The sequence below is a fragment of the Spirosoma pollinicola genome (assembly GCF_002831565.1).
Lineage (GTDB): Bacteria > Bacteroidota > Bacteroidia > Cytophagales > Spirosomataceae > Spirosoma > Spirosoma pollinicola.
Genome location: NZ_CP025096.1, coordinates 5,600,098 through 5,621,342 on the forward strand (window position 1 = coordinate 5,600,098; position 21,245 = coordinate 5,621,342).

Annotated in this window: 17 protein-coding genes; 4 read left to right on the top strand and 13 right to left on the bottom strand. The window is 51.6% G+C overall.

From position 1 onward, the window contains the following. Positions 1-64: 64 nt before the first annotated feature. From CWM47_RS23610 to CWM47_RS23655, 10 genes are all read right to left on the bottom strand, one after another. The gene (locus tag CWM47_RS23610) at positions 65-1,294 is read right to left on the bottom strand and encodes a DUF3179 domain-containing (seleno)protein (protein WP_100990635.1); all 1,230 of its coding nucleotides are present in this window, start codon (positions 1,292-1,294) and stop codon (positions 65-67) included. An 8-nt stretch (positions 1,295-1,302) separates the two neighbouring features. Continuing rightward, positions 1,303-1,890, bottom strand: coding sequence for a carboxymuconolactone decarboxylase family protein (locus tag CWM47_RS23615; protein ID WP_100990636.1), 588 nt, complete (start codon positions 1,888-1,890; stop codon positions 1,303-1,305). A gap of 119 nt (positions 1,891-2,009) precedes the next feature. Next, positions 2,010-2,588: a carboxymuconolactone decarboxylase family protein gene (locus tag CWM47_RS23620; RefSeq protein ID WP_100990637.1), complete on the bottom strand. Its 579-nt coding sequence runs from the start codon at positions 2,586-2,588 to the stop codon at positions 2,010-2,012. A 50-nt stretch (positions 2,589-2,638) separates the two neighbouring features. Next, entirely contained in the window at positions 2,639-3,859 is a 1,221-nt protein-coding gene (locus CWM47_RS23625; RefSeq protein ID WP_100990638.1) for an MFS transporter, read from the bottom strand. A 34-nt stretch (positions 3,860-3,893) separates the two neighbouring features. Then, positions 3,894-6,686, bottom strand: a complete 2,793-nt coding sequence (locus CWM47_RS23630) for a TonB-dependent receptor (RefSeq protein ID WP_100990639.1) — start codon at positions 6,684-6,686, stop codon at positions 3,894-3,896. A 164-nt stretch (positions 6,687-6,850) separates the two neighbouring features. After that, positions 6,851-7,411 (bottom strand): carboxymuconolactone decarboxylase family protein, encoded by a 561-nt coding sequence (locus tag CWM47_RS23635; protein ID WP_100990640.1) that lies wholly within the window; start codon positions 7,409-7,411, stop codon positions 6,851-6,853. Between the two features lie 22 nt (positions 7,412-7,433). Continuing rightward, on the bottom strand, positions 7,434-8,981 hold the full coding sequence (locus CWM47_RS23640) for a phosphatase PAP2 family protein (protein ID WP_100990641.1): 1,548 nt from the start codon (positions 8,979-8,981) through the stop codon (positions 7,434-7,436). 18 nt (positions 8,982-8,999) lie between these two features. Continuing rightward, positions 9,000-9,896, bottom strand: coding sequence for a transporter (locus tag CWM47_RS23645; RefSeq protein WP_100990642.1), 897 nt, complete (start codon positions 9,894-9,896; stop codon positions 9,000-9,002). 96 nt (positions 9,897-9,992) lie between these two features. Next, positions 9,993-11,108 carry a hypothetical protein gene (locus tag CWM47_RS23650; protein WP_100990643.1) on the bottom strand — a complete coding sequence of 372 codons (1,116 nt, stop codon included), beginning with the start codon at positions 11,106-11,108 and terminating at the stop codon, positions 9,993-9,995. Positions 11,109-11,443: 335 nt separating this feature from the next. After that, positions 11,444-11,983, bottom strand: a complete 540-nt coding sequence (locus CWM47_RS23655; protein WP_100990644.1) for a hypothetical protein — start codon at positions 11,981-11,983, stop codon at positions 11,444-11,446. A gap of 204 nt (positions 11,984-12,187) precedes the next feature. Here CWM47_RS23655 and moaA point away from each other — a divergent pair, with 204 nt between their 5' ends. Then, the gene (moaA, locus tag CWM47_RS23660) at positions 12,188-13,168 is read left to right on the top strand and encodes a GTP 3',8-cyclase MoaA (protein ID WP_100990645.1); all 981 of its coding nucleotides are present in this window, start codon (positions 12,188-12,190) and stop codon (positions 13,166-13,168) included. A 152-nt stretch (positions 13,169-13,320) separates the two neighbouring features. On the opposite strand, the gene CWM47_RS23665 is transcribed toward moaA, so the two are convergent. Then, positions 13,321-14,274 carry an ABC transporter substrate-binding protein gene (locus CWM47_RS23665; RefSeq protein WP_100990646.1) on the bottom strand — a complete coding sequence of 318 codons (954 nt, stop codon included), beginning with the start codon at positions 14,272-14,274 and terminating at the stop codon, positions 13,321-13,323. Between the two features lie 273 nt (positions 14,275-14,547). Beyond that, positions 14,548-15,321 (bottom strand): NUDIX hydrolase, encoded by a 774-nt coding sequence (locus CWM47_RS23670; RefSeq protein ID WP_100990647.1) that lies wholly within the window; start codon positions 15,319-15,321, stop codon positions 14,548-14,550. An 88-nt stretch (positions 15,322-15,409) separates the two neighbouring features. Here CWM47_RS23670 and CWM47_RS23675 point away from each other — a divergent pair, with 88 nt between their 5' ends. From CWM47_RS23675 to CWM47_RS23685, 3 genes are all read left to right on the top strand, one after another. Beyond that, on the top strand, positions 15,410-18,199 hold the full coding sequence (locus tag CWM47_RS23675) for a PQQ-dependent sugar dehydrogenase (RefSeq protein WP_240625409.1): 2,790 nt from the start codon (positions 15,410-15,412) through the stop codon (positions 18,197-18,199). Between the two features lie 21 nt (positions 18,200-18,220). After that, positions 18,221-19,249, top strand: a complete 1,029-nt coding sequence (locus tag CWM47_RS23680) for a sugar phosphate isomerase/epimerase family protein (RefSeq protein WP_100990648.1) — start codon at positions 18,221-18,223, stop codon at positions 19,247-19,249. A 108-nt stretch (positions 19,250-19,357) separates the two neighbouring features. Continuing rightward, on the top strand, positions 19,358-20,197 hold the full coding sequence (locus CWM47_RS23685) for a ThuA domain-containing protein (protein ID WP_100990649.1): 840 nt from the start codon (positions 19,358-19,360) through the stop codon (positions 20,195-20,197). A 124-nt stretch (positions 20,198-20,321) separates the two neighbouring features. Here CWM47_RS23685 and CWM47_RS23690 read toward each other — a convergent pair whose 3' ends face one another. Further along, on the bottom strand, positions 20,322-21,185 hold the full coding sequence (locus CWM47_RS23690; protein WP_100990650.1) for a polysaccharide deacetylase family protein: 864 nt from the start codon (positions 21,183-21,185) through the stop codon (positions 20,322-20,324). Between the last annotated feature and the right edge of the window lie 60 nt (positions 21,186-21,245).

A 21,245-nucleotide genomic window follows, 5' to 3' on the forward strand; every position in this document is an offset into this window, starting at 1 on the left:
TCAAAAAAGCTTTTTCATGGGCTGAACAAACAAAGAGCCGGACTTTCGGCCCGGCTCTCTGGTATCAGTGCGATTCATCCCGCTTGGTATCGGGGTGGAAACTGCGCCACGAATGCCAGAACTCCTGATAGGCTTTCGGCATAGCATTGAGTCGTTTTCCCCGCAGCGGACCCGCCACGCAATGCCCTCGCCAGGTCCAGACCGATTTCGTTTCCTGATCGGTAAGCTGTCGGTTGGCGTAGTTAAACGTGAGCGTTTGTACCCCTACCCGCCTGCTGCAGGCCCCAAACGATATATTGTCGGGCGCTATGGCCAGCAGCATAGGCTCATTCCCTACTACGTCGCTTAGAATACGTTTTTCCACCAGTTCATTCCAGTCGTAAGCCTTAGAAAAACCAGCCTTCTCCACGCCGATAACCCACGATTTGGGTTGCCATGAAGCTGAATCGCGCCGGGTAAGTTTTCCCTTAGACAACCCCTTTTCGTAGTTCTTCATGTTATCAAACTCGTCGGTAAAGGCTGAATCAGCCTGCAACACGCGCGTATTAGGGTGTTCGGCGGCCCACTCGCCCAGAGTCATGTGCTGGCCCGCCAGTTCAGACAGACTGGTTCCTTTCAGGGGCCCCAGAATAGCCTCTCCCGTAGCTTGCCGCCACCAGGAGCCCGTCCGTTTGTCTTCGAACATGGCATTGAAATGATCCATACCCACCAGCCGAAACTCATCGGGCTGGCCTTTAATGATCGGGCTAAACACGCGCCCTGTCCGGCAAACGGTACAATACGTAATCATAACCGACTGGCCGCCTACCGTATCGCGCACCTGATGATGGTAGCCAATGAGTTGGATCGGATAGGCTGTTGCCTGGCCCATAGCTGTGAACCCCAGCACCAGCTTATTGAGTGGAATCTTGTTCTGGCTCATGGGTACCACCTGCTTATTGATGGGTTGCTTAAACATCTGGTCGGCCATCATCTCCTGATTCACTTCATAGAACACAAATCCATAGAGCAGCGCCAGTCCGCCCACCACGTAGCGGTGCCACGTCCGGCGGGGCTTCGTAACCACCAGAAACGCCGGATAGATCAACAGCAACCACCCAACTGCACGTAACCAGCCCATATTCTGGTGTAGCCAGTAGGCCAGTTCAACCCGACCCAATGACGTATTGCCCGAATCGGATTCGCCGAGGCCAAGCTGACTGCCGGGGAAAGGCATGATAAAGTAGACGCTCAACACCTCCAGGGCAATTAGCAGAAAAATTAACACCAGAAAAAACAACAGGGAACGTTTCATCAATGAGGTTAGGTTGGCGACCCGGTGGTCGGCATATAATGATCTTCGTGTGTGTAGCCGTATTCGGCCACTTTCTGAGCCCGGTATTTATATAAGGCTGGGTCGTCGGGTGCCCAGGTAGCCAACCCATCGACATAGCGGTTGAACATACAGAAAGCAGCCGCAATCAACACGGTATCGTGAATATCGTGATCGGTAGCACCCTCAGTACGGGCGGCTTCGATTTGCGCGGGGCTAACCGACTTACCACCCTGTTGAACGCTTCCGGCAATGGTCAGTAATGCTTTCATTTTCGGCGAAATAGCCGCTTGCTGGTAATCACATTTAACGGACGTCACCAGCGACCAATCGTCATCGCCGAGGTGTTGGCTGGCCACCGCCCCGTGAATCGTCTGGCAAAAGAAACAGTCGTTCAGCGACGAAACATGGGTAGCGATCAGTTCGCGCTCACCTTCACTAAGGCCCGAATCAGGCCGGTGCGCATTTGACCGCAGTAACACATTAACCAGTTCATTGAGTGGGCGGGCTGTTTCAGGGCTGAACGCCATTGGTCCGCGAATACCGGGTAACCCGGCGGGTAGTTCGATATGGGGCATAATTATGTGAAGTATTTAGTAGTTGAGCACACCGTAAAGTATGTCTTGTGGATGAGTAGCGGAAAGCGTATGCACAAAAGTGCCCCGGCCACAGAGCAGCCGGGGACTAATTACTATACCTATAATAAATGAGTAGCAGGGCTAGCCTGCGGTGTTGGCAATTGGTAACCCAAGGTGCCCATTCGCTCACCCATGGCATCATACGCGGCCGGGTCGGTGGGGGTTAGAGTGGCGAGACCGTCAACGTACCGATTGTACATGCAGAAGGAAGCGGCAATCAGTACCGTGTCATGAATGTCGCCATCGGTTGCGCCTTTTTCGCGGGCGGCTGCAACCAGATTGTCAGAAACGGTACGCGCATCGGCCCGAACATGATCGGCAATGATCAACAGCGCTTTCAGTTTGGCCGAAATTGGGGCCGTTTCCGGATTGGTCAGGGTCTGATCGACCAGATCGCGCTGGTCGGCGAAGAGATGACGAGATGCCGCAGCGTGACTCTTCATACAGAAATCGGTCTGGTTCTGCTTCGACACAAAAGCGGCAATCAGTTCGCGCTCCGCACTGGTCAGGGTGCTATCGGGCGAACCGGCACGCAGGAGTGCCTGAGCCAGTGCATACAAATGCTGACCCGTATCGGGCCGATACATGACAAGGCTCCGAATACCCGGAACGCCGTCTGGAAGTGGAATATGGGGCATAATCAATGTAGAATTTAAAATGAGGGAATGATTGAATGCTATCGGTTCGTTTACTTCCTTATCCAGATAGCACCGAAGGCGATGAGGAAGGCGGCAGAGAATACGACAAGTGCATTGCCAATTCCGCCCAATGTACTAGTTAAGCTGCCGACAAACAGCACCGCCGTGGCCGTAAACAGCCGCCCAATGTTGAAACAGAAACCCGTAGCCGTAGCCCGTATCGAGGGCGAAAACAAGGTTGGCACGTAACTCGACAGCGAACCCTGACTAATCCCGAAGAATAACGACAGCAGGGCCACTTCGCCATACACTACAGGCGAGAATACATGATTAGTGAGAAAGAGCAATCCACAGGCCAGTATACAACCCAGAAAAGTCAGGAGCAATGTAGGTCGTGGTCCTAATCGGGCCACCAGAAAACCCGACGCAACACCGCCCAGAATACCCCCCATTCCCAGCAGCATCATGGTAATGCCACGTTCGGTCTGGCCGGTTTGGCCCGCTGGCAACAGCGATTGTACCCAGGTAGGTATCCAGGAAAAAATCCCCCAGAGACCAATTAAGACCGAACCAAAAATAATGGCCCCGCTGATCAGATTGGGCTTATTTTCGACACTAAACAGATTGGGTTTGCTTGTCGACAGTTCGCTTCGTCCCTGTTGCCAGAGAATTGACTCGGGCAGGAATATCCAGACCAGAAACGCCACCGTGAGCGGCAGGATTCCGATGCAAAAAGCCAGTCGCCAATCGCTGAACCCACTCATCAGGCCACCCGTTGCCACAATACCCACCGGAAACGCCGTTGCCAGCACACCCAACGCAATCGGACGCGAATTCACAGGCCAAACCTCCGACAAATAGACGGTTGAGATCAACAAAATACCGCCTACACCGGCACCCGTTAAGGCCCGAAGTAGAAACAATACATATTCGTTCGGCACAAAAACCGTTGCCAGCATTGCGCCCCCGCATAATCCCGTCGCCAGCGCTAACGCCCGAACGCGCCCCAGCCGGTCGGCCAATGGACCAAAGAGTAGGCCGCCCGTCATCCAGCCATAGAGAAAAGCCGCGCTGACCCAGGCACCCACTTCTCCTATTTCCTCAGCCGATGTGGACCCGTCAAGGAGTTGAGGCAGCGCTACCGGCAAATAGGTGGCCATAAGTGTACTGGCCGTCCCCCCGAACAGGTAGGCTACCAGGCAAAGAGCGAAACCAACCCAAGGCAATTTTACAGATTTTACCTGATTTACAGGAAGTTGTATGGTGTTCATAACTTAATTTTTAGCGATGCATATAGACTGAAACCTACCGCAACATACCCTGATCGAACGTCAGCGACAGGTAATACAAACCACCCACGGCCGGTGAACCGTAGGCCTGCACAACGTACTGATTGGTCAGGTTCGACGCGCCTATTTTGAGTAACGCCTTGTAGCTCGGCAGTTTGAGCGTGACCTGTGCGTCGATCAGGTTATAGGCCTGAATACGACCGGGACGCAGGTCGTTGAACGAGCCCACCCAGTCGAATGCATCCTGCCAGTGCCAGGCCACATTGAAACCAACATTGGGCATGATAGTCCGATGTCCAATCGTCACATTGGTTTTATACCGGGGTGTATTGAAAGCCGGAATGTTGTTTGGGTCCGCATTTTGCAGGTTAAAGGCCGACCAGGTACCATTGCCCGTCAGGGTATAGCCACTGGCGGTAACGTAGTTCAGGCCAAGCGTGGCTCCCTGCGCCGTTACGCGGTCGGGCGCATTGGTATATAGCTGAAATGCCTGATAGGCCGAATTCAGAATATCCTGTGCGGCAGCGGGATTAATGCTGCCATCAGCCGCCAGCACGGGACTATTGGGTCGAATGACAACGGTGTTCAGGATGAAATTTCGATACGCCCCAAAGTAGTAATTTGCATCGAGTGAGAAGCGGCTCGATAGCAACGCCCGATAGCCAACTTCGAAGCTTTGCACCCGCTCGGGAGCGATGTACGGCACATTCGACTTACTCAGGTTATTTTTGTTGTTCAGCACCGCCTGTTGCGGACCAACACTGTTGACCTCGCCCAGAAAGCCGTTCACAAAGCCGCCGATACTGGTTGAGTTAAATGAGTTTTCGTACACATTCATCCCGGCGCTGTTGCTCGGTGCACCGCCCAGAATCGTGATGGGGCCAACATTGAGTTTGATAAACTGATCGCTGGGAGTTGGATTTCGATAGCCCGTCTGGAACGAAGCCCGAAAATGATGCCGGTCGCCGGGCGAAAACACCGCCGAGGCCCGGGGCGTAAAATACCCCGCGAAGTTCTGATTTTTGTCGTAGCGACCTGATACGGTTAATTTCAGCTTATCAGCCAGCATCGACCTGCTCAATTGAGCAAACGCACCAACCTCGCTGTACAAAATCCGACCGCCTTTATCGTCAAATAAGGTTCCGTTCGTGAACAGGCTGAACTGCCGAAAATTACCCCCAACCAGCAAATCCGTACCCGATAAACCTGCCGATTTCAACGCCGGAGTGAAGTTGTACTGCGCATCGGCATGGTACATATTCGTCTGGCTCAGAATACCCGCACCGGCCAGTCCCTGAATGCCAATGAGCCGCGCCTTTTGCTGTTCATAGTCGGCGGAGCCAGGCAACAAACGACCCTGATCGGCAAATGAGCGGGCACTTGTGTTATCGCTGCCCGTTACGCCCTGAATTTTCCCCTGATAGGCGGCTGTGTACCGGTCGAACCAGGTTTGATCGGCTACATTCGGGGCCACCACGTTTCCGTTGAGATCGCGCACCCATGTCCGGGCAATTTGCTGTCCCAGCGAACGCGTGTTATACGAATCGTGCGAATCCTCCTGATTGGTGTAGCCGCGCACCATAAAGTTGGCTCCCCGCAATTCGACCCGGTGCTGAAGCAGCGAAAAGCCGTTTACCGAAAATCGGTTACTGCCCGTATAATTAGCGGTTCCCTTCGCGTAGTTGAACGAATAAATGGCCTCCAGTTTTGGGGTAATCCGGTAATGAACCGCCCCGTTCAGTTTCAGGCTATAGACGTTGTAATCAGTCAGGTCTTTTTCGAGATACCCCGTCCGGGCTACTTTGCCAATGCCCGTGATGGTACGATTTACCTCATCGCCATACACATTCAGACCATTGTAAGCCGGGTTGCCGAGTCCCCGCTTTTCGGGCGATGTAGTAGCGTCCACATCGGTATAATCGGTAGCAAACCAGTCGAGGCCCTTCATATACGACCCCACCAGCTTTATTGCCAGCCGGTTACTAAACACTTTGGCATAGCGCAGGCCGTAGTCCTGATAAACTGCCGCCCCCGTATTGGGGTCATTAATATGGTTGACGCCAACTTTCGTCTGCACGCTCAACCCCTGATAGGTAAACGGATTTTTGCTGGTCATCAGTAGTGCCCCATTGAAGGCCGCCGGACCGTATAAAGCCGAAGCCGCGCCCGGCACCAGCTCAACGCTCTCGGCATCCAGATCGCTCAGGCCAAACATATTACCGACCGAAAAGCCAAAGCCGGCCGGTTGATTATCGACCCCGTCGATGAGTTGCAGGAACCGGCTATTTCCAGTGCTGGCAAAACCCCGCGTGTTAATCTGTTTGTACGTCAGGCCACTCGTGACCATATCAACCCCTTTCAGGTTATTGATGCCTTCGTAAAACGTAGCCGACGGTGTCTCCCGGATGGCACGTGCGTCCATTTTCTCGACGGTTACGGGAGCCAGCAATAAACTCTCCTCCACCCGCGATGCCGCCACAACCACGTCCTGCAACGCATTGGTAGCCACTTGAAGTACCACCGTAACAGGCTGGTTTCCTTCAGCTACGGTAACTGTCCGGCTTTGATAGCCAACCATCGAAATCTTCAGTGCTAAAGGGCCACGTTGATTGGTCGTCAACGAAAACTGACCGGCGGCATCCGCGACGGTGCCTGTTTGCTGGCCTTTGACAACCACGCTGGCCCCCGCCATTGGCTGGCTGTTATCGGCATCGCGTATGGTTCCCGACACCCGTCGCGACTGCGCCCAGGCGGTCGACGTAGCTAGATATAGCAGGGTCAGCAAGGCAATAAGTACGCTTGTTTTCATGTCTATTTGAGTAAAAAAAGCAAATGAGGGGGTATGCCGGCCAAAAACAGGTAGTTTCCGGTCGGTTGACTAAAATCCAGTAAATGAGTGAATCGGTTTGTTTTTAGGTTCGCCGTTCGGCTATATGTACCGCAAGACTTGAGAGCAATTACCCTGTCAACCAGTTAATGTTTTTGTGTAGGATATCCACCCGGTGGCCGAACATAGCCCCGCCCGGTAATCCGCTCGCCAAGCATTTCGTAGTATGCCGGATCGGCCGGGGCTACCGTTGCCAGCCCATCCACATACTTGTTGTACAACGAGAACAGCGCGGTTATCAGCACGGTATCGTGAATCTCGCGGTCGGTGGCACCGGCTTCGCGGGCGCGGGCAACGGCTTCGGTCGTCACGGCTTTCCCGCTCGTTTGGGCAAGAGCTGAAATCTGAAGCAATGCCTTCATTTTTTCGCTGACGGGAGCCGTTTCGATATCCTGTTTCACAGCACGGGCTGTTTCGTCGTCGCCCAGCAACAGATCAGCGGCCTTGGTATGAGCCGCTTCGCAGAAGTTCGTGCAGTTGCGCGACGACACCAGCGCGGCAATCAGTTCGCGCTCCCCCTGCGACAACGTTGATTCGCCCCGCAGCAGAATCTGCGTCAACTCGCGAATGGGCTGAGCCGTATCTAAACGATATTCGAGCAGTCCCGTAATACCGGGAAGTTGCTCAGGCAGTGGTATGTGTGGCATGTGTTGAGCTATTGAATTTTTTCTACAACCCCGACCCATCCGCTTTACCCCGTGCTGCGGCGTAGGAACCAATATTTTTACCACAGGTCAAGCCCACTGAGCAGTCAAAACGGTAGTGGATCAGGCCGTAAATCCGTGAGTTCGACGCTTCCTGTGCCTGTGCCCAGAATTCGTCTGTCCGTTCGGGGAAGATGCTGCCTAACACAACAGCCGCAGCCGCCGAGAAGGTCGAGTGCCCCGAGGTGTAGGAAGGGAAGTTAGGCAGGCCAACCGAGGTTTTCATGCCAAACTGCTGCGGACGAGGGTAGTAGTAATACGACTTCGTATCCCAGCAGCAAATGCCCGCATCCATTAGTGCCGTGCCAACTAAGGCCAACGTCCGGGCCATACGAACTTCGCTGTATTTGGCATCATTGGCCGCGTTGGCAGCCGCCCTCATCCAGTGGCCGGGGGGCGTGTAGCTGCCAGCACCATCCGACCAGTAGTTGGCAATTCGGGCCTGCTCGCGGGTCTGGCTTTTATTGATCGTTTTCAACTCGTCCATCGCTGTCGCAAACTCGGGGCTGTTGAGGGCCGGTGGCGGTCCAGGCCGAAGCGCAACTTTTGTAGCGGCATCGAAATTCCAGGTTGTTACCGCCCCGTAGTTTGGCAGCATAGGCGGGCGCAACGGACTTTCCTGACTCAGCCAAACCTCACTCAATCCGCGTCCTTTAGCCGCTTCGATCATACCCGCCGTGAGGGTCTGGTTGTTAGCGGCACTCATACCATCGGTTTTGGCGCGGGCCATTAGTTTAGCGGCCACCTGATTACCCAGATCAGCACCAGCCGTTAAGTCGCTCGCTACGTTCATACCCGCCCATAAACGGCTGTTTTTATGCTCGGCCAGTTTGGCGTCCAGGTAAGGGCCTTCGCCGGGAAACATCGCTTTTAATACTGTATAGGATGCAGCCGCCACCACCGCATCTTCCGACGGATAGGCCGGTAGAGCCGAAGCTGGTAAGGCGACCCGAACGGTTGCATCGACTTTTGAGGGAGCCGACCGGTTGAATTTGTACTTGTAATTCCAGGTGGCTACCAGTGCATCGTATTGCGCTACGCTCAGGTAGGCAAATGCGCGGGCTGAATAGGGCGGGTTAGAAAACGGAAACTTCGGATCGGCCAGTGGGTTGGCAGCATCGGGCAGCGGGTATTTCCCATCGGCATTTGAGGCTGGCGGCACGTTGTAGCGGGCGGCCAGTTCGCGGGCAATTTCGTTCCAGCGGTATACGGCACCAGTGCCCCAGTACACAACGGCTTCCTGTTGTTCCTGCGTTAAACTCGCCGATTTGGTTTTTAAATCAGCAACTTCAGCGAGGTAATCGGCGGAGGTTACCGCTGTTGGCGTGGCCACGGTTACGTCGGTGGGAGCAGTAAGGATGTATGTTTTCCAAGCACCGGCTTTCTCATCGACGCTGGCGGGTGCGTACCCCACGCGTTGCGGCTCGGTAATACTTTTATCGCAGGAAATGATGGCGGCTGATAAACCGATCATCAGGCAGCTGATGGTAAGTAATTGACTGTATTTTTTCATGGCGCTACGGCGATCCAGTTATTTTTTAAAATTGATTTGATACAACAAGCCCAGCATATAGCTCGTGCTCTGGCCTACATTCACCCCATCAACCACGTACCCGACGCGGGCATTGACGCCAATGTTGTGCGGCTGCACTTTGGCATACCAGCCCACCGAGGTAGCCTGCATGTTATTGGTCGGAAACGGCATATCGTTCCGGCGAATGTTGTCGCCATTCAGGCAGGACATGCGCTCGGCCCAGAATTCCGTTTGAAAGCCTTTCCGCAGCACACCTAACCGAACGGCGGCATCATAGGTATTGGGCACCTGTACTTCGTTTGTGTTATAGACCCGGTCGTTGGCCTGATAGGCGTCCTGGTCGATACGGGTGTTGCTGCGCCAGCCGTAGCTGCCATGCGCTGTTACATAAAGCCCGGTTTTACGTTCCCGGTAATTGAGCAACAGGCGCCCGGTAACGGTGCGGCACTGCAACCCGATCGACATTGGTAGAAAATTCGGCACATAATTACCGACTGGAATAGACCCACCCACAACGGCATTGACCGAGAATCCGCCAACCTGCACGGCTTTGACTTTCAGCCAGGCCGATACATCCTGAATGCCATGCTGCCCCATCAGGTTGCCTGCACTGGTACTGGTCCAGACATACGGCAGACTCAAAATAACGTTAACACGCTTGCTGATGCCGATAACGGGCATGAGCATAAAACTCTGCGTCGTTTGCGTACCGATGTTCAGGTTTTCGCGTTTCAGGCTTCCCTCCCAGTACTGATTCCAGGAGCTGTAACCGTACATGCCAGCCACACAGATTTGCCGCTTACTCATATATATCGCATCCTGCGGCATCTGGGCCTGAGCCGCAAAGGGCGTCAGAAAAGCAGCAACGATAAGGCATTTTAGACTTCTTTTCATTGGTTGGTTCTTTACTATACGATGGAGGTGTAGTGGATTGGTTGAGTAGTTAATTGTCAACTACTCAACCAATCCACTACTAGACTATTCAACTACTTAAAACCAGCGGGATACGTTGATCGAAACCAGGTAATCGGCAAAAGCAGCATCGCCATGTTTCAGACCCAGTGGGTCCAGGCGATCAGCATAACTGGTAATCCGGTTGCGATACACGGCAACAGGCACCGTGGCAGCTATCGACGTTTTGTGGCGCATGTACGACACGCCCGGCTCTACCGAGACGATATAACCCGGACGACGGAAACCGCTGCTGCCACCAAAGGCATCAATAGCCGGAACACCTTCAACCCGGCCGCCCAGCATAATAGCCAGGCCCGGAATCGCCTTGATTGACTGGCTCAAGCCAATACGAGCCGCAAACTGATCGGCTACGGAGAACTTACCCGTTACGAGGTCAATTGTAGTCGCTTCCGGGCTGCGTACAGTGCTGTTCGTTTCGCGTGGATTAAACAGGTAAAACCCATTCGCATAGGCCGTTAACGTTTTCGTTAGCGATACATATCCCTGAAGCTCAACGCTGACACCCACTCCGCCATCGCCTAACTGGATTGACTGATCGACAGGCTTGTTGATCGTATAATCGACCCCTTCTTTGGTGAGTTTATGAAAATTGTCAGTTACGCCATAGTTGCCCGTTGGCAGTTTGACACCCAACCCGACCGATAAGTTTGCTTTGGGCAGTTTGACAGGATTAACCAGCCAGTAGCTTCCCGAAAGGCGCAAATCGCCGATTCCCTGTGAGCCGGTATGAAAGCGTTTTTGCTCTGGATTTTGCGCGACGGTGTTGCCATAATGTTCATAAAGCGACGAGCGGTCATTGTCCTGAAGCGGCAGATTGACCGAAAAAGATAACCGCTGATTGACCATGTAGGTAAGCCCCAGGTCGATAGCGTGCGACACATTGATCACGTTGGTACCCTGTTCAACGCGCTGTTTTTGTTCTTCATCGCCCACAAAGTGCTTGTAGGACCGAAAGAAGCGGTAACCTGCCGATACCTGCCAGTGACCGGTACGTTGTTTGAAATAATCGGCAGAACCCGCCGGAGCAGCACAGCTCATGTGCCGAACGGCTACACAACCTTGCGCCGATACCGGGGCATTGGAAAGTACTATATAGGCAAACGCCAGAACGATTGTATAAATCGACTTCATGTAAAGAAATGTCTGAGATGGAAAATGAATGGACCATGGGATGACCCACAACGACAGGGCCGACGCAGCGCATAGGTTGTGCAAACACAAACCAGTATGGCCTATCAGTCCATCAGCATGATCAAAACCCGTCTAATCGCGGAGCCGAAACAGCTGAGCAGCAGGCTACAACCAGGAATGGTAAATTGATAGCAGTCACATAGTATAGTGTAGCCGTTTCAACGATACCAGCGCAGGTATCGAACGAATACGACTTATCTACACGAAAATGTGCAGACAAATAACCAGCAAAAGCTACGTCAATTTAGATCCGGAAACGCGATCAGGAATTCACCTCAGACTTCGGGAGGGGGAGAATGAACGGGGAGGGCGCGGGCAGCAAACACAAACAGAACGTTTGGAATGCGGACGGCTTCGCGCCAGCCAGGGGAGAGAAAGTTGAAAATGGATCCTGGATTAGGGGAGTATTCCTTTAGCAGGAATTTAAGAAGCTGATTGGCTTTTTTGTGCGGGTCTGTTGCCCCTGAAATATGGTCGTTTAGAAACGACAGCAAATCGCTCTGCCAGAACGAATGACTTTCGGACTGTAAACCCGTTATATGCAGTACATCGCCCTGTACTTCCAGACTTACCACACTGTAGTACTGCCCCCGGTAACTAAATCCATCGGAGGTCGTTCGGGTAATGGCACTGGCATCGGGCTGGCCTTTCAGGGGAATCTGAAACTCGACCATGCTATCCACCGACCGGTACACCATGAGCTGTTCCGACAGGTCATGCTCTGCCTGCCACCACGTACCCACAAACACCAGCACATACGCCAGGGTGTGGTAGAGGAACAAGCCAAAGAGACCGATGGATACTGCTTTCTTCACAAGTGTGATCAGTGAAACTTTTCTCAAAAATAATACTAATTTCTTAACAAAAACTAATCACTCTAGTTAACCGCTATTTTTTAATCAGTTTATAGGAATCTGTACAACGAACGGGGCCGCCTATTGTACAGATTCCTATAAGTAGCGCAATTCGGATTGTCCACTGCAATCAAAAGGCGTAGATTTGTGTTAGTAGACTACTGCATGATTTACGACAACCACAACCGCCCTATTTCCTATCTCCGGCTGGCCGTTACGGACCGCTGCAACTTGCGGTGCTTTTACTGCATGCCCGAAGAAGGCATAAAGTACCTGCCTAAACATCAGGTACTGTCCTATGAAGAGATGGAACGGCTGGTGCGCGTGTTGGCGAAACTGGGCGTTGAGAAAGTTCGTATCACGGGTGGTGAACCGTTCGTACGAGCTGGTTTGATGGACTTTCTGCATCGGCTAGCCGAGATTGATGGCCTCAACGACATTTCGCTGACAACCAATGGCGTATTGACGGCTCCGCACATACCGGCTCTGGCCGCTCTTGGCGTTAAATCAGTTAACTTGAGTCTGGATACCCTCGACCGGGCACGATTCCATAAAATTACCCGGCGCGATGAGTTGCCAGCCGTGTTGAAAACCCTGGATGCACTGCTGGAAGCGGGTATTCAAACCAAAATCAACGCCGTTGTTATGGATGGTCAGAATACGCAGGATCTGGTGCCATTGACGGAAATGACCCGCACCATGCCTGTCGATGTGCGGTTTATTGAAGAAATGCCGTTCAACGGCGAAGGGAGCCATTACCCGGTGCTCAACTGGACTCACAAACGCATTATTGAGGAAATCCGGGCGCATTTCCCTGATCTACAAAAACTACTCGATCCACCATTTTCGACGTCGGCCAACTACCAGATTCCGGGACATCAGGGGACTATTGGCGTCATTGCCGCTTTCAGCAGGACCTTCTGCGGCACCTGCAACCGCATTCGCATGACGGCGCAGGGAACGCTTAAAACCTGTTTGTATGATGACGGCGTTCTCGATGTTCGGGCGCTAATGCGCAGTGGTGCTTCCGACGAAGAACTCACAACCGCTTTCCTGAAAGCCTTTTCTCATCGCCCCGCCAACGGTTTCGAAGCCGAACAAAAACGGGATACCGTTACCGAGTCAATGTCTACGATTGGGGGGTAATGAACGCTGGCGCGGGTTTGAACCGCACGGGCGGCCCCGCCGTGCCTTTTTATATAGCCAGCATTCGCTGGCGTTCCAGCTTATTTATCCGCGTCAGTAAATACTGACGAAATAAGAGGCACGGGCGAATGCCCGCGCCAGCAACGCACTTCCTACCGCATCATGGCGGGAACACCTTCCAGGTATTTATTCGTGAACAACGCATCCACGTCCATCCGTTGAATCAAATCACCGGTAGGATCGGTAAGCAAGTGATTGCGAATCATCCAGTTGACAAACGATACCCAGACATTCCGGTGCATAAAGCCCCAATGGCCTTCTCCATCCAGATAATAGCTGGAAACCATTTGCTGACTTTGCTCGACAAAATTCCGTTTTAAGCTTGGGTGATTTGCCGTTTTCATTAAAATTCGGGCGGCTTCGTCGGGATTTTTGATGGCATACCGGTAGCCAGCCGCTGTTTCCTGCAAAAACCGTTTCAAAGCGTCACCGTTTTCTTCCGTCCATTTACTATGGCCGGTAAGAACGGGGTTGTATCCATACGGTATTTCGAACTCATCAAATAAAAACTGATTCAGTTCTACACCCTGAATATCGGCCAGTACACCCTCCCAGGTTAACCAGCACCAGGCAGCATCGACTTCCCGGGTCAATAAGGCACGCCAGATTCCCGACAAGCCTGATTTATGCGACACAAACTGACCACGACCATCGTCGTTCTGGATCATCTGCCGAATAATATCTTCCTCATATCGAGCACCGTATGAAGCATATACTTTACCATCCAGATCTTTCGGTCGGCTGATACCGCTTTCTTTCAATGTAACAATAGCACTAACGTCGCGGGCCAGTACAGAAGCCACTGCTAGTAACGGCACTCCATTTGTCTGGTAACTAACAACGCTTTCGGAGGGGGTAATACCTAGTTCGGCATTACCCTGAGCAACGCGCCGGGCGGGTGGTGTCTGGTAATTATCCTGATCGGGCAATATAAATTCAACATCAAGGCCGACCCGCTCATAATCTCCTTTTGCCAGAGCGACATAAAATCCTGTGTGGTTTGTATTTGGCGTCCGGTCGAGGGCTAAGCGAATTTTCGTGTTCATAATATTCGGTACTGCTACGGCTTCTTTATATGTCAGATCAAAAAACTAAACGGTCATTCAGGCAACTATAGACAAAAGTAATCAATTGAAAACAAACAGATTAACCTAATAATCAGGATCAGTTAATACCTACTTACCGTATGCCATTAATTAACTACAGAGTTGATGTAAGGTTTTTAAAAAATGACCTTACTACCCAATAAAAATGCAAAGGTGCAACGACTAAAAAACGTGTTCAATGACATGCGTCAGTAAACACGTTTGCACTAATTATCAACCTACAAATAGAATCTCATCAGCCAGGGCTTTTTCGTATTTTTCTTTACTGAATCGATATAAATAAGGGGCTTTATGTGCGCCACCCGTTTTGCGTTCGTCAAGCCGTTCAAGAATACCGTAGCCCAGCATCCGTTTCTGAAAATTCCGCCGGTCGAGCGGCTGGCCAAGAATCGTTTCGTAAAGTTGTTGCAGATCGGGCATGGTAAACTTATCAGGCAACAAATTATAGCCGATAGGCTGATAGCTCAATTGCCGACGCAACGTTTTCAAGGCCAGTGTAATCATGTCATTATGATCAAAGAGCAGGAGTGGAATTTGGTTGATGTCCCACCAGCGACACTCTGCGGCAAAAAAATCGGGTGTGGGTGTCACGCCGGCAAACTCGACCAGCGCATAATAACCAACGGAAACATCGCGGCTGGCAAATTCCTTCAGCGCTTCGTCGGGTAGCCCCAGCTTGGTCAATGTTTCCTCCCGGCTGTAGTTTTTATATCGGATCACATCGCCGAAAGTGTGAAACTGTTGCAGGAATAGTTCACTCAGCCCCGTGCGTTCCCGTAAGCTACGGTAGGCAGCCGTCTCCAGATTTTCTTCATGACGAATTCGACCACCCGGTAAACACCAGTCATCCGTTTCTTTCCAACGCAACAAAAGGACTTTCAACTGGCCATCATGAAAGCCAAATATGACCAGATCCATCGACACCGAGGGCAGGTAATTTGTCTTTAGATCAGAAATCAGCCGCTCCAGTTCTTTTTTGTATTCCATCAAGAAAATAATCAACTATTAAAAGTGTGTTTTTTTTACACAATGAGAAAATATTTCGATATTATTGTGTTGAAACTACGCATTAAACATGAATTCCAAGGCCTACTCATTAAAATCATACCGAACGCTGGCTTTACTGTGTCTGGGCACTATTGGCCTATGGGCTTACACGGCAAAACCGTTCGTAGACCCCGGCGATCTGCCCGACGAAAACCGCTTCACCAAGGTAGTACTGGCCGAGAAGCTTAACGAACCGCTCGAAATGGCCATTTTGCCCGATGAGCGCGTACTGCTAGTGGAACGTCACGGCGATATTCGCATCTACTCGCCAACGACCAGACAGCTCAAAACCATTGCGACCATTCCGGTTAGTACGAAGTATAAAGATAAAGAAGGCCACGAAACAGAAGCCGAAGACGGCCTTCTGGGCGTTAACATCGACCCCAACTTCGAGAAGAACCACTGGATTTACCTCTACTACTCCCCTGCGGGCGAGGCTCCCAAGAATATCCTGACCCGCTACGAACTTCGGGGCGACGAATTGGTACTTTCCTCTAAAAAGGTGCTGCTGGAAGTGGTAACCCAGCGCGAGCAATGCTGCCACACGGGCGGCTCCATTGACTGGGACCGTGACGGAAACCTCTACCTATCTACCGGCGACAATACCAGCCCCCGCGCCACCCTCTACGCCCCCATTGACGAACGCCCGGAGCGTGGCCCCTGGGATGCCCAGAAATCGTCGGGTAACACCAATGACCTGCGTGGCAAAATTCTGCGTATCCACCCCGAAGCCGATGGCACCTACACCATTCCCGAGGGAAACCTGTTTCCCAAAGGTACCCCAAAAACCCGCCCTGAAATTTTCACAATGGGGCACCGCAACCCGTATCGAATTTCGGTCGATAAACACAATGGCTACGTCTATTGGGGCGATGTAGGCCCTGATGCGGGTGAAGATTCGGTAGGGGTTGGCCCAACCGCCGAGGATGAATACAACCAGGCGAAAAAACCGGGCTTTTTTGGCTGGCCCTATTTTGTAGGTGCCAACAAGGCCTATTACGACAAAGATTTTACCACCGGAAAAGGAGGTGTCCAGTTCGATCCGGCTCACCCATTCAACGATTCTCCTAACAACACCGGTCTACGCGACCTCCCTCCTGCCCAACCAGCCATGATTTCATACACGGCAGCCGAAACCAAAAAGTTTCCGATTATGGGCAGCGGTGGCCGCAGTGCGATGGCAGGACCGACCTACTACAAAGACGATTTCAAGAATGCCAAACGGTCTTTTCCAGACTATTACAACGGCAATGTATTCATGTATGAATGGATGCGCGACATGATTCTGGCCGTTAGTTTCGACGGGAAGGGCGACATGACCAAAATGGAGCGTTTCCTGCCTAACATGACGTTCAGCCACCCCATCGACATGGCCTTTGGCCCCAATGGCGATTTGTATGTACTGGAATATGGTACGGGCTGGTTCCTTAAAAATGACGATTCCCGTCTGGTACGCATTGAATTCAACGCCGGAAATCGTAAACCCAGCATACAGGTGGCGGCCAGCCAAAAAGCGGGTGCTGTTCCTCTGAAAGTTAATTTATCGTCGGCTGGAACGAAGGATTTCGATGGCGACGCGCTGACATATCAATGGAAAATTGTATCGAAGGCAGGTGGCCAGCCAACCGTTTTATCCGAACCGAATCCAACGTTTACCTTCCAGAAACCCGGCCAATACAAAGCCATTCTGACGGTTACGGATGCGAAGGGACTGAAAGACTCTCGCGAGGTAGATATTCTGGCGGGCAATCAGCCGCCACAAGTAGCACTGGAAATTACGAAAGGGAATAAGAGCTTTTACCTTCCCGGCCAACCGATTGCGTATCAGGTAAAGGTGACGGATAAAGAAGACGGCAGCCTTGCCCAGTCGGGCGCAACGCCGGGCCGTATTCTGGCAAAGCAGGTGATGGTACGAGCAACTTATCAGGACGAAGCCACTGCCCAGAACGTCAGCGAAGCCGGTCATAAGTTTTCAGAAGCCGCCTATCTGGGAACCGGGCAGGCACTAATGGAGAAAAGCGACTGCAAAGCCTGTCATTTTACGGATAAAAAGTCAGTTGGGCCAGCCTTTATGGACGTTGCGAAACGCTATAAAGGGGATGCAAACGCTGTGGCCAGCCTGTCGAACAAGATTATTAAAGGCGGGGGCGGTGTTTGGGGAGATGCCGTTATGACGGCTCACCCACAGTTAACCTCGCCCGATGCGGGCGAAATTGTCAAGTACATTATGACGCTGTCGGACAAGAAAACAGCCAGTCCATCGCTACCGACACAGGGCACCTACACGCCAAAGGAAAACGAGAAAGGCATTCTGGTTTTGCAGGCTTCCTATAAAGATAAGGGAGCCAACGGCTTGCCGCCCCAAATGGCCGAACAGGTGTTGATGCTGCGGAGTCCACTGGTGGCGCTGGGTACATCCAACAGCCAGTCAAAAGGAATTACCCTGTTCAAAATGGGGACTCAACCTTATCCGCTCGTGGTGGTGATGGGTTCTGATACCTATGTAAAATTCGACCAGCTTGACCTGACAGGTATTAAGACAATGGAGTTTGCCGTGGCCGTTCCCAAAGCGCAGCTAAACGCCGTGGGCGGACGAATTGAAGTGCGGATCGACTCGCCAACGGGCCAACTGCTTGGGCAGACCGAACAGCTACAACCCAATGAGAGCAAAGACCCGGCAGCTATGTTTAACCAAAGTATGGCGAAGGCGTCCATTACGCCAACCACTGGCCAACACGATTTATACTTCGTCTTTAAAAACGAAAAAGCGGGCAAGTCTCCGCTGTTTGTACCCGTTACTGTTCAATTTTCTAACTGATCTCACCCCTGCTTATTAACTATGACACAATCACGTCGCGACTTCCTGAATCAACTTGGCCTGACAGCCGCCGGAGTAGGCATGGCATCAGTCTTACCAACATCAACTTTTGCCGATATGACCACTAAAAAGGCGTTCAACTTCGACATCTCATTGGCAGAGTTTTCGTTTGCTGGAGAACTTATGTCGGGCAAGATGACCAACATGGAATTTCCAGCCCGGACCAAGAAGGATTTTGGTATTAACGTGCTCGAATATGTTTCCATGTTTTTCAATAACAAGCATACTGATCAGACCTATTTGAAAGAACTCAAGCAACGAAGTGATGATCTGGGCATGAAAAACAACCTCATCATGGTCGACGGGGCGAATATTGCCGACTTGGATGCAACCAAGCGGCAACAAGCGGTAGAATCTCATTATGCCTGGGTCGATGCCGCGAAGTTTCTGGGTTGTACGGCCATCCGGGTTAATCTGGGGGATACCTCGAAAGCTATTTCGGGGGCCGACGACGACCCAGCCGAAGAAGCCGCCAAATCTGCCGCCGATGGTTACCATAAACTGCTCGAATATGCCGCTAAATCGAAGATGAATGTGATTGTTGAAAATCACTTTGGCAACTCGACCGATATTGATTGGCTGGTGGGTGTTCTGAAGCAGGTAAATATGCCCAACGCGGGCCTGTTGCCCGATTTTGGCAATTTCTGTCGGCAACGCAGCAAGCCCGAGACTAACGATATTAAGGGCATTATGGGCACCAAATGCGTCAAAGAATACGACCGCTACGAGGGCGTGAAGAAGATGATGCCCTACGCCAAAGGTATCAGTGCCAAGACCCACAAGTTCGACGCCAATGGCAACGAAACCGAAACCGATTTCCGGAAGATGTTCAAGATCATCAAAGATGCCGGTTTCAAAGGCTACGTCGGTATTGAGTACGAAGGGGGAGTTATTGGTATGTATAACCCAACGGGTGGCTATCTACCCACAAATGAGGGTATCCAAGCTACCAAAACCTTACTCGAACGCGTGCGTACTGAACTCGCCTGATTTTTAGAATTTTAGCGATGGGACAAACGCCATATCTTCAAGATATGGCGTTTGTCCCATCGCTAAAATTCTAAAAATCAATTAAAGCCCTAAATTCCAACTCCTCCAATGCTTCGTAAATCCCTGAAAATTCTCTTAGGCATCGTCCTCTTTCTAGCTTTACTAGTAGGCAGTTTCGTCATTTTTGGTATGTATGTTACCCGCCAGTTACCCTGGCAAAAACCTGAATTCGATACCGCGCGTCCGGCCGATCCCGGTCAGGTTGGCGCAAAAGGCGTCCTGATTTTCTCCAAGACAAATGGTTTCCGGCACGAGTCGATTGAGCCGGGTATCGAAGCCCTCAAAAAAGTGGGCAAAGAAAAAGGCTGGGACGTTCGAACGACCGAAAACGGCGCTTTCTTCAATGACAGCTACCTCAGTCGGTTCAAAACGGTGGTTTTTCTGTCGACCACAGGCGATGTGCTGACGATGGATCAGGAAAAAGCTTTCGAGAAATTCATCGAAAATGGGGGTGGCTACGTGGGCATCCATGCCGCTTCCGACACAGAATATGGCTGGGATTGGTACGACCATATGCTCGGTACGCACTTCCGCGACCATCCGCTGTATCCGGAACATACGCCCGATGCGGAAGTTATTACGGATGTTAGAAACCACCCTACCACGCAGCATTTACCAGCCAAATGGCATAAGTCTGACGAGTGGTACAATTTCAAACAGAGTGTGCGGGGTAAAGACAGCATTCAGGTGTTACTGACGCTGAACGAAGCCACTTATAAGGCCACCTGGCCTAAAGCGATGGGGGGCGATCACCCAATTTCGTGGACTAACGTCATTGGCAAAGGTCGTATGTTTTACACTGGCATGGGCCACACCAACGAAACCTTCACTGACAAATACGCCATGCCGCACATTGTAGCAGGTATTGAATGGGCAGGCCGGTTTTAGTTCTTTAAACACAGACGTCGATAGGGTATGTAGTACCGACCGTCCCGGTCGGGTGAGCCTGTGACACGCCCGACCGGGACGGTCGGTACTACATACCCTATCGACGTCTGTGGCTAATCCCTTTTTACCTCCCTAAATCGCTATACCCAATCAACTGAATCCCTTTTGATTTGATAAGCGACTTCACACGGGGGTTGGTCCAGATGTCCGTTACGCCCTGACGGTCGGCAGCTACGTTTTCGTAGCCAATATGGTGAATGGCCTGCACTTCGGGGACATCCAATCCGGGGTGATCGACGAAAATATAGGTTTTCCCGGCTTCAAGACTTTCGAGCATCTTCATAAAGCTTTGCAGCTTTTCGTCGGAGGTGATGTGCGCACCGATGTAGCCTGCCATCAGTACCCCGGAGTCCATCAGGCTCATGTCATACTGTGCAATATGATACTCCTGCGCTAACTTTTTGACGAGTGCTTTCACTTCATCATTGAGACTGGTGCAGCCCATATGCCCGGATAAATGACTGATTCGGGGAATTTTCCGCATCGCCAGTTCTATTTGTGCCCGAAACTCCTTTTCAATCTCGGCCAGCTTCCAGTCATTCTCCACCACCGAGCGTTTGGGATAGTTCTTGTTTGGACGAATCATCGGGTAAAAATAGCCATCTGCGTCCCGTAGACTGGGACAGTCGGTCAATGGGCGCCATTTGATGTTGTCCCATTCGCTGGTCAGGGTTAAATGGATACCCACATCAGCAGTCGGAATTTGCTTAAGCATCTCAACAGCCTCCGGAAACCAGGGCGACGGCACGAGTACTTCGATTGACTTTTCGATACCTTCTTTATAACATTTCAAAATGGCTTCATTGCCCGCGTGTGCATAGCCCATGTCATCTCCCCGAATAATCAGGCGGGGTAGATTCGATTGAGCAGTAGCGGAATATAAGCTTGATAAAATAATCGACAGTGTCAGGAAAATTCTGGTTGTCATTGACTGGTGAGTTTGTATTCGATACAGGAAAAAGCCGATATTGACGTAATCTCCTGATGA

Coding starts and splice junctions, on each gene's coding strand:
- CWM47_RS23610 (WP_100990635.1), bottom strand. CDS start 1,294: ATGAAACGTTCCCTGTTGTTTTTTCTGGTGTTAATTTTTCTGCTAATT.
- CWM47_RS23635 (WP_100990640.1), bottom strand. CDS start 7,411: ATGCCACACATACCACTGCCTGAGCAACTTCCCGGTATTACGGGACTG.
- CWM47_RS23685 (WP_100990649.1), top strand. CDS start 19,358: ATGCTTCGTAAATCCCTGAAAATTCTCTTAGGCATCGTCCTCTTTCTA.
- CWM47_RS23690 (WP_100990650.1), bottom strand. CDS start 21,185: ATGACAACCAGAATTTTCCTGACACTGTCGATTATTTTATCAAGCTTA.
- CWM47_RS23665 (WP_100990646.1), bottom strand. CDS start 14,274: ATGAACACGAAAATTCGCTTAGCCCTCGACCGGACGCCAAATACAAAC.
- CWM47_RS23630 (WP_100990639.1), bottom strand. CDS start 6,686: ATGAAAACAAGCGTACTTATTGCCTTGCTGACCCTGCTATATCTAGCT.
- CWM47_RS23650 (WP_100990643.1), bottom strand. CDS start 11,108: ATGAAGTCGATTTATACAATCGTTCTGGCGTTTGCCTATATAGTACTT.
- moaA (WP_100990645.1), top strand. CDS start 12,188: ATGATTTACGACAACCACAACCGCCCTATTTCCTATCTCCGGCTGGCC.
- CWM47_RS23670 (WP_100990647.1), bottom strand. CDS start 15,321: ATGGAATACAAAAAAGAACTGGAGCGGCTGATTTCTGATCTAAAGACA.
- CWM47_RS23640 (WP_100990641.1), bottom strand. CDS start 8,981: ATGAAAAAATACAGTCAATTACTTACCATCAGCTGCCTGATGATCGGT.
- CWM47_RS23615 (WP_100990636.1), bottom strand. CDS start 1,890: ATGCCCCATATCGAACTACCCGCCGGGTTACCCGGTATTCGCGGACCA.
- CWM47_RS23680 (WP_100990648.1), top strand. CDS start 18,221: ATGACACAATCACGTCGCGACTTCCTGAATCAACTTGGCCTGACAGCC.
- CWM47_RS23620 (WP_100990637.1), bottom strand. CDS start 2,588: ATGCCCCATATTCCACTTCCAGACGGCGTTCCGGGTATTCGGAGCCTT.
- CWM47_RS23645 (WP_100990642.1), bottom strand. CDS start 9,896: ATGAAAAGAAGTCTAAAATGCCTTATCGTTGCTGCTTTTCTGACGCCC.
- CWM47_RS23675 (WP_240625409.1), top strand. CDS start 15,410: ATGAATTCCAAGGCCTACTCATTAAAATCATACCGAACGCTGGCTTTA.
- CWM47_RS23625 (WP_100990638.1), bottom strand. CDS start 3,859: ATGAACACCATACAACTTCCTGTAAATCAGGTAAAATCTGTAAAATTG.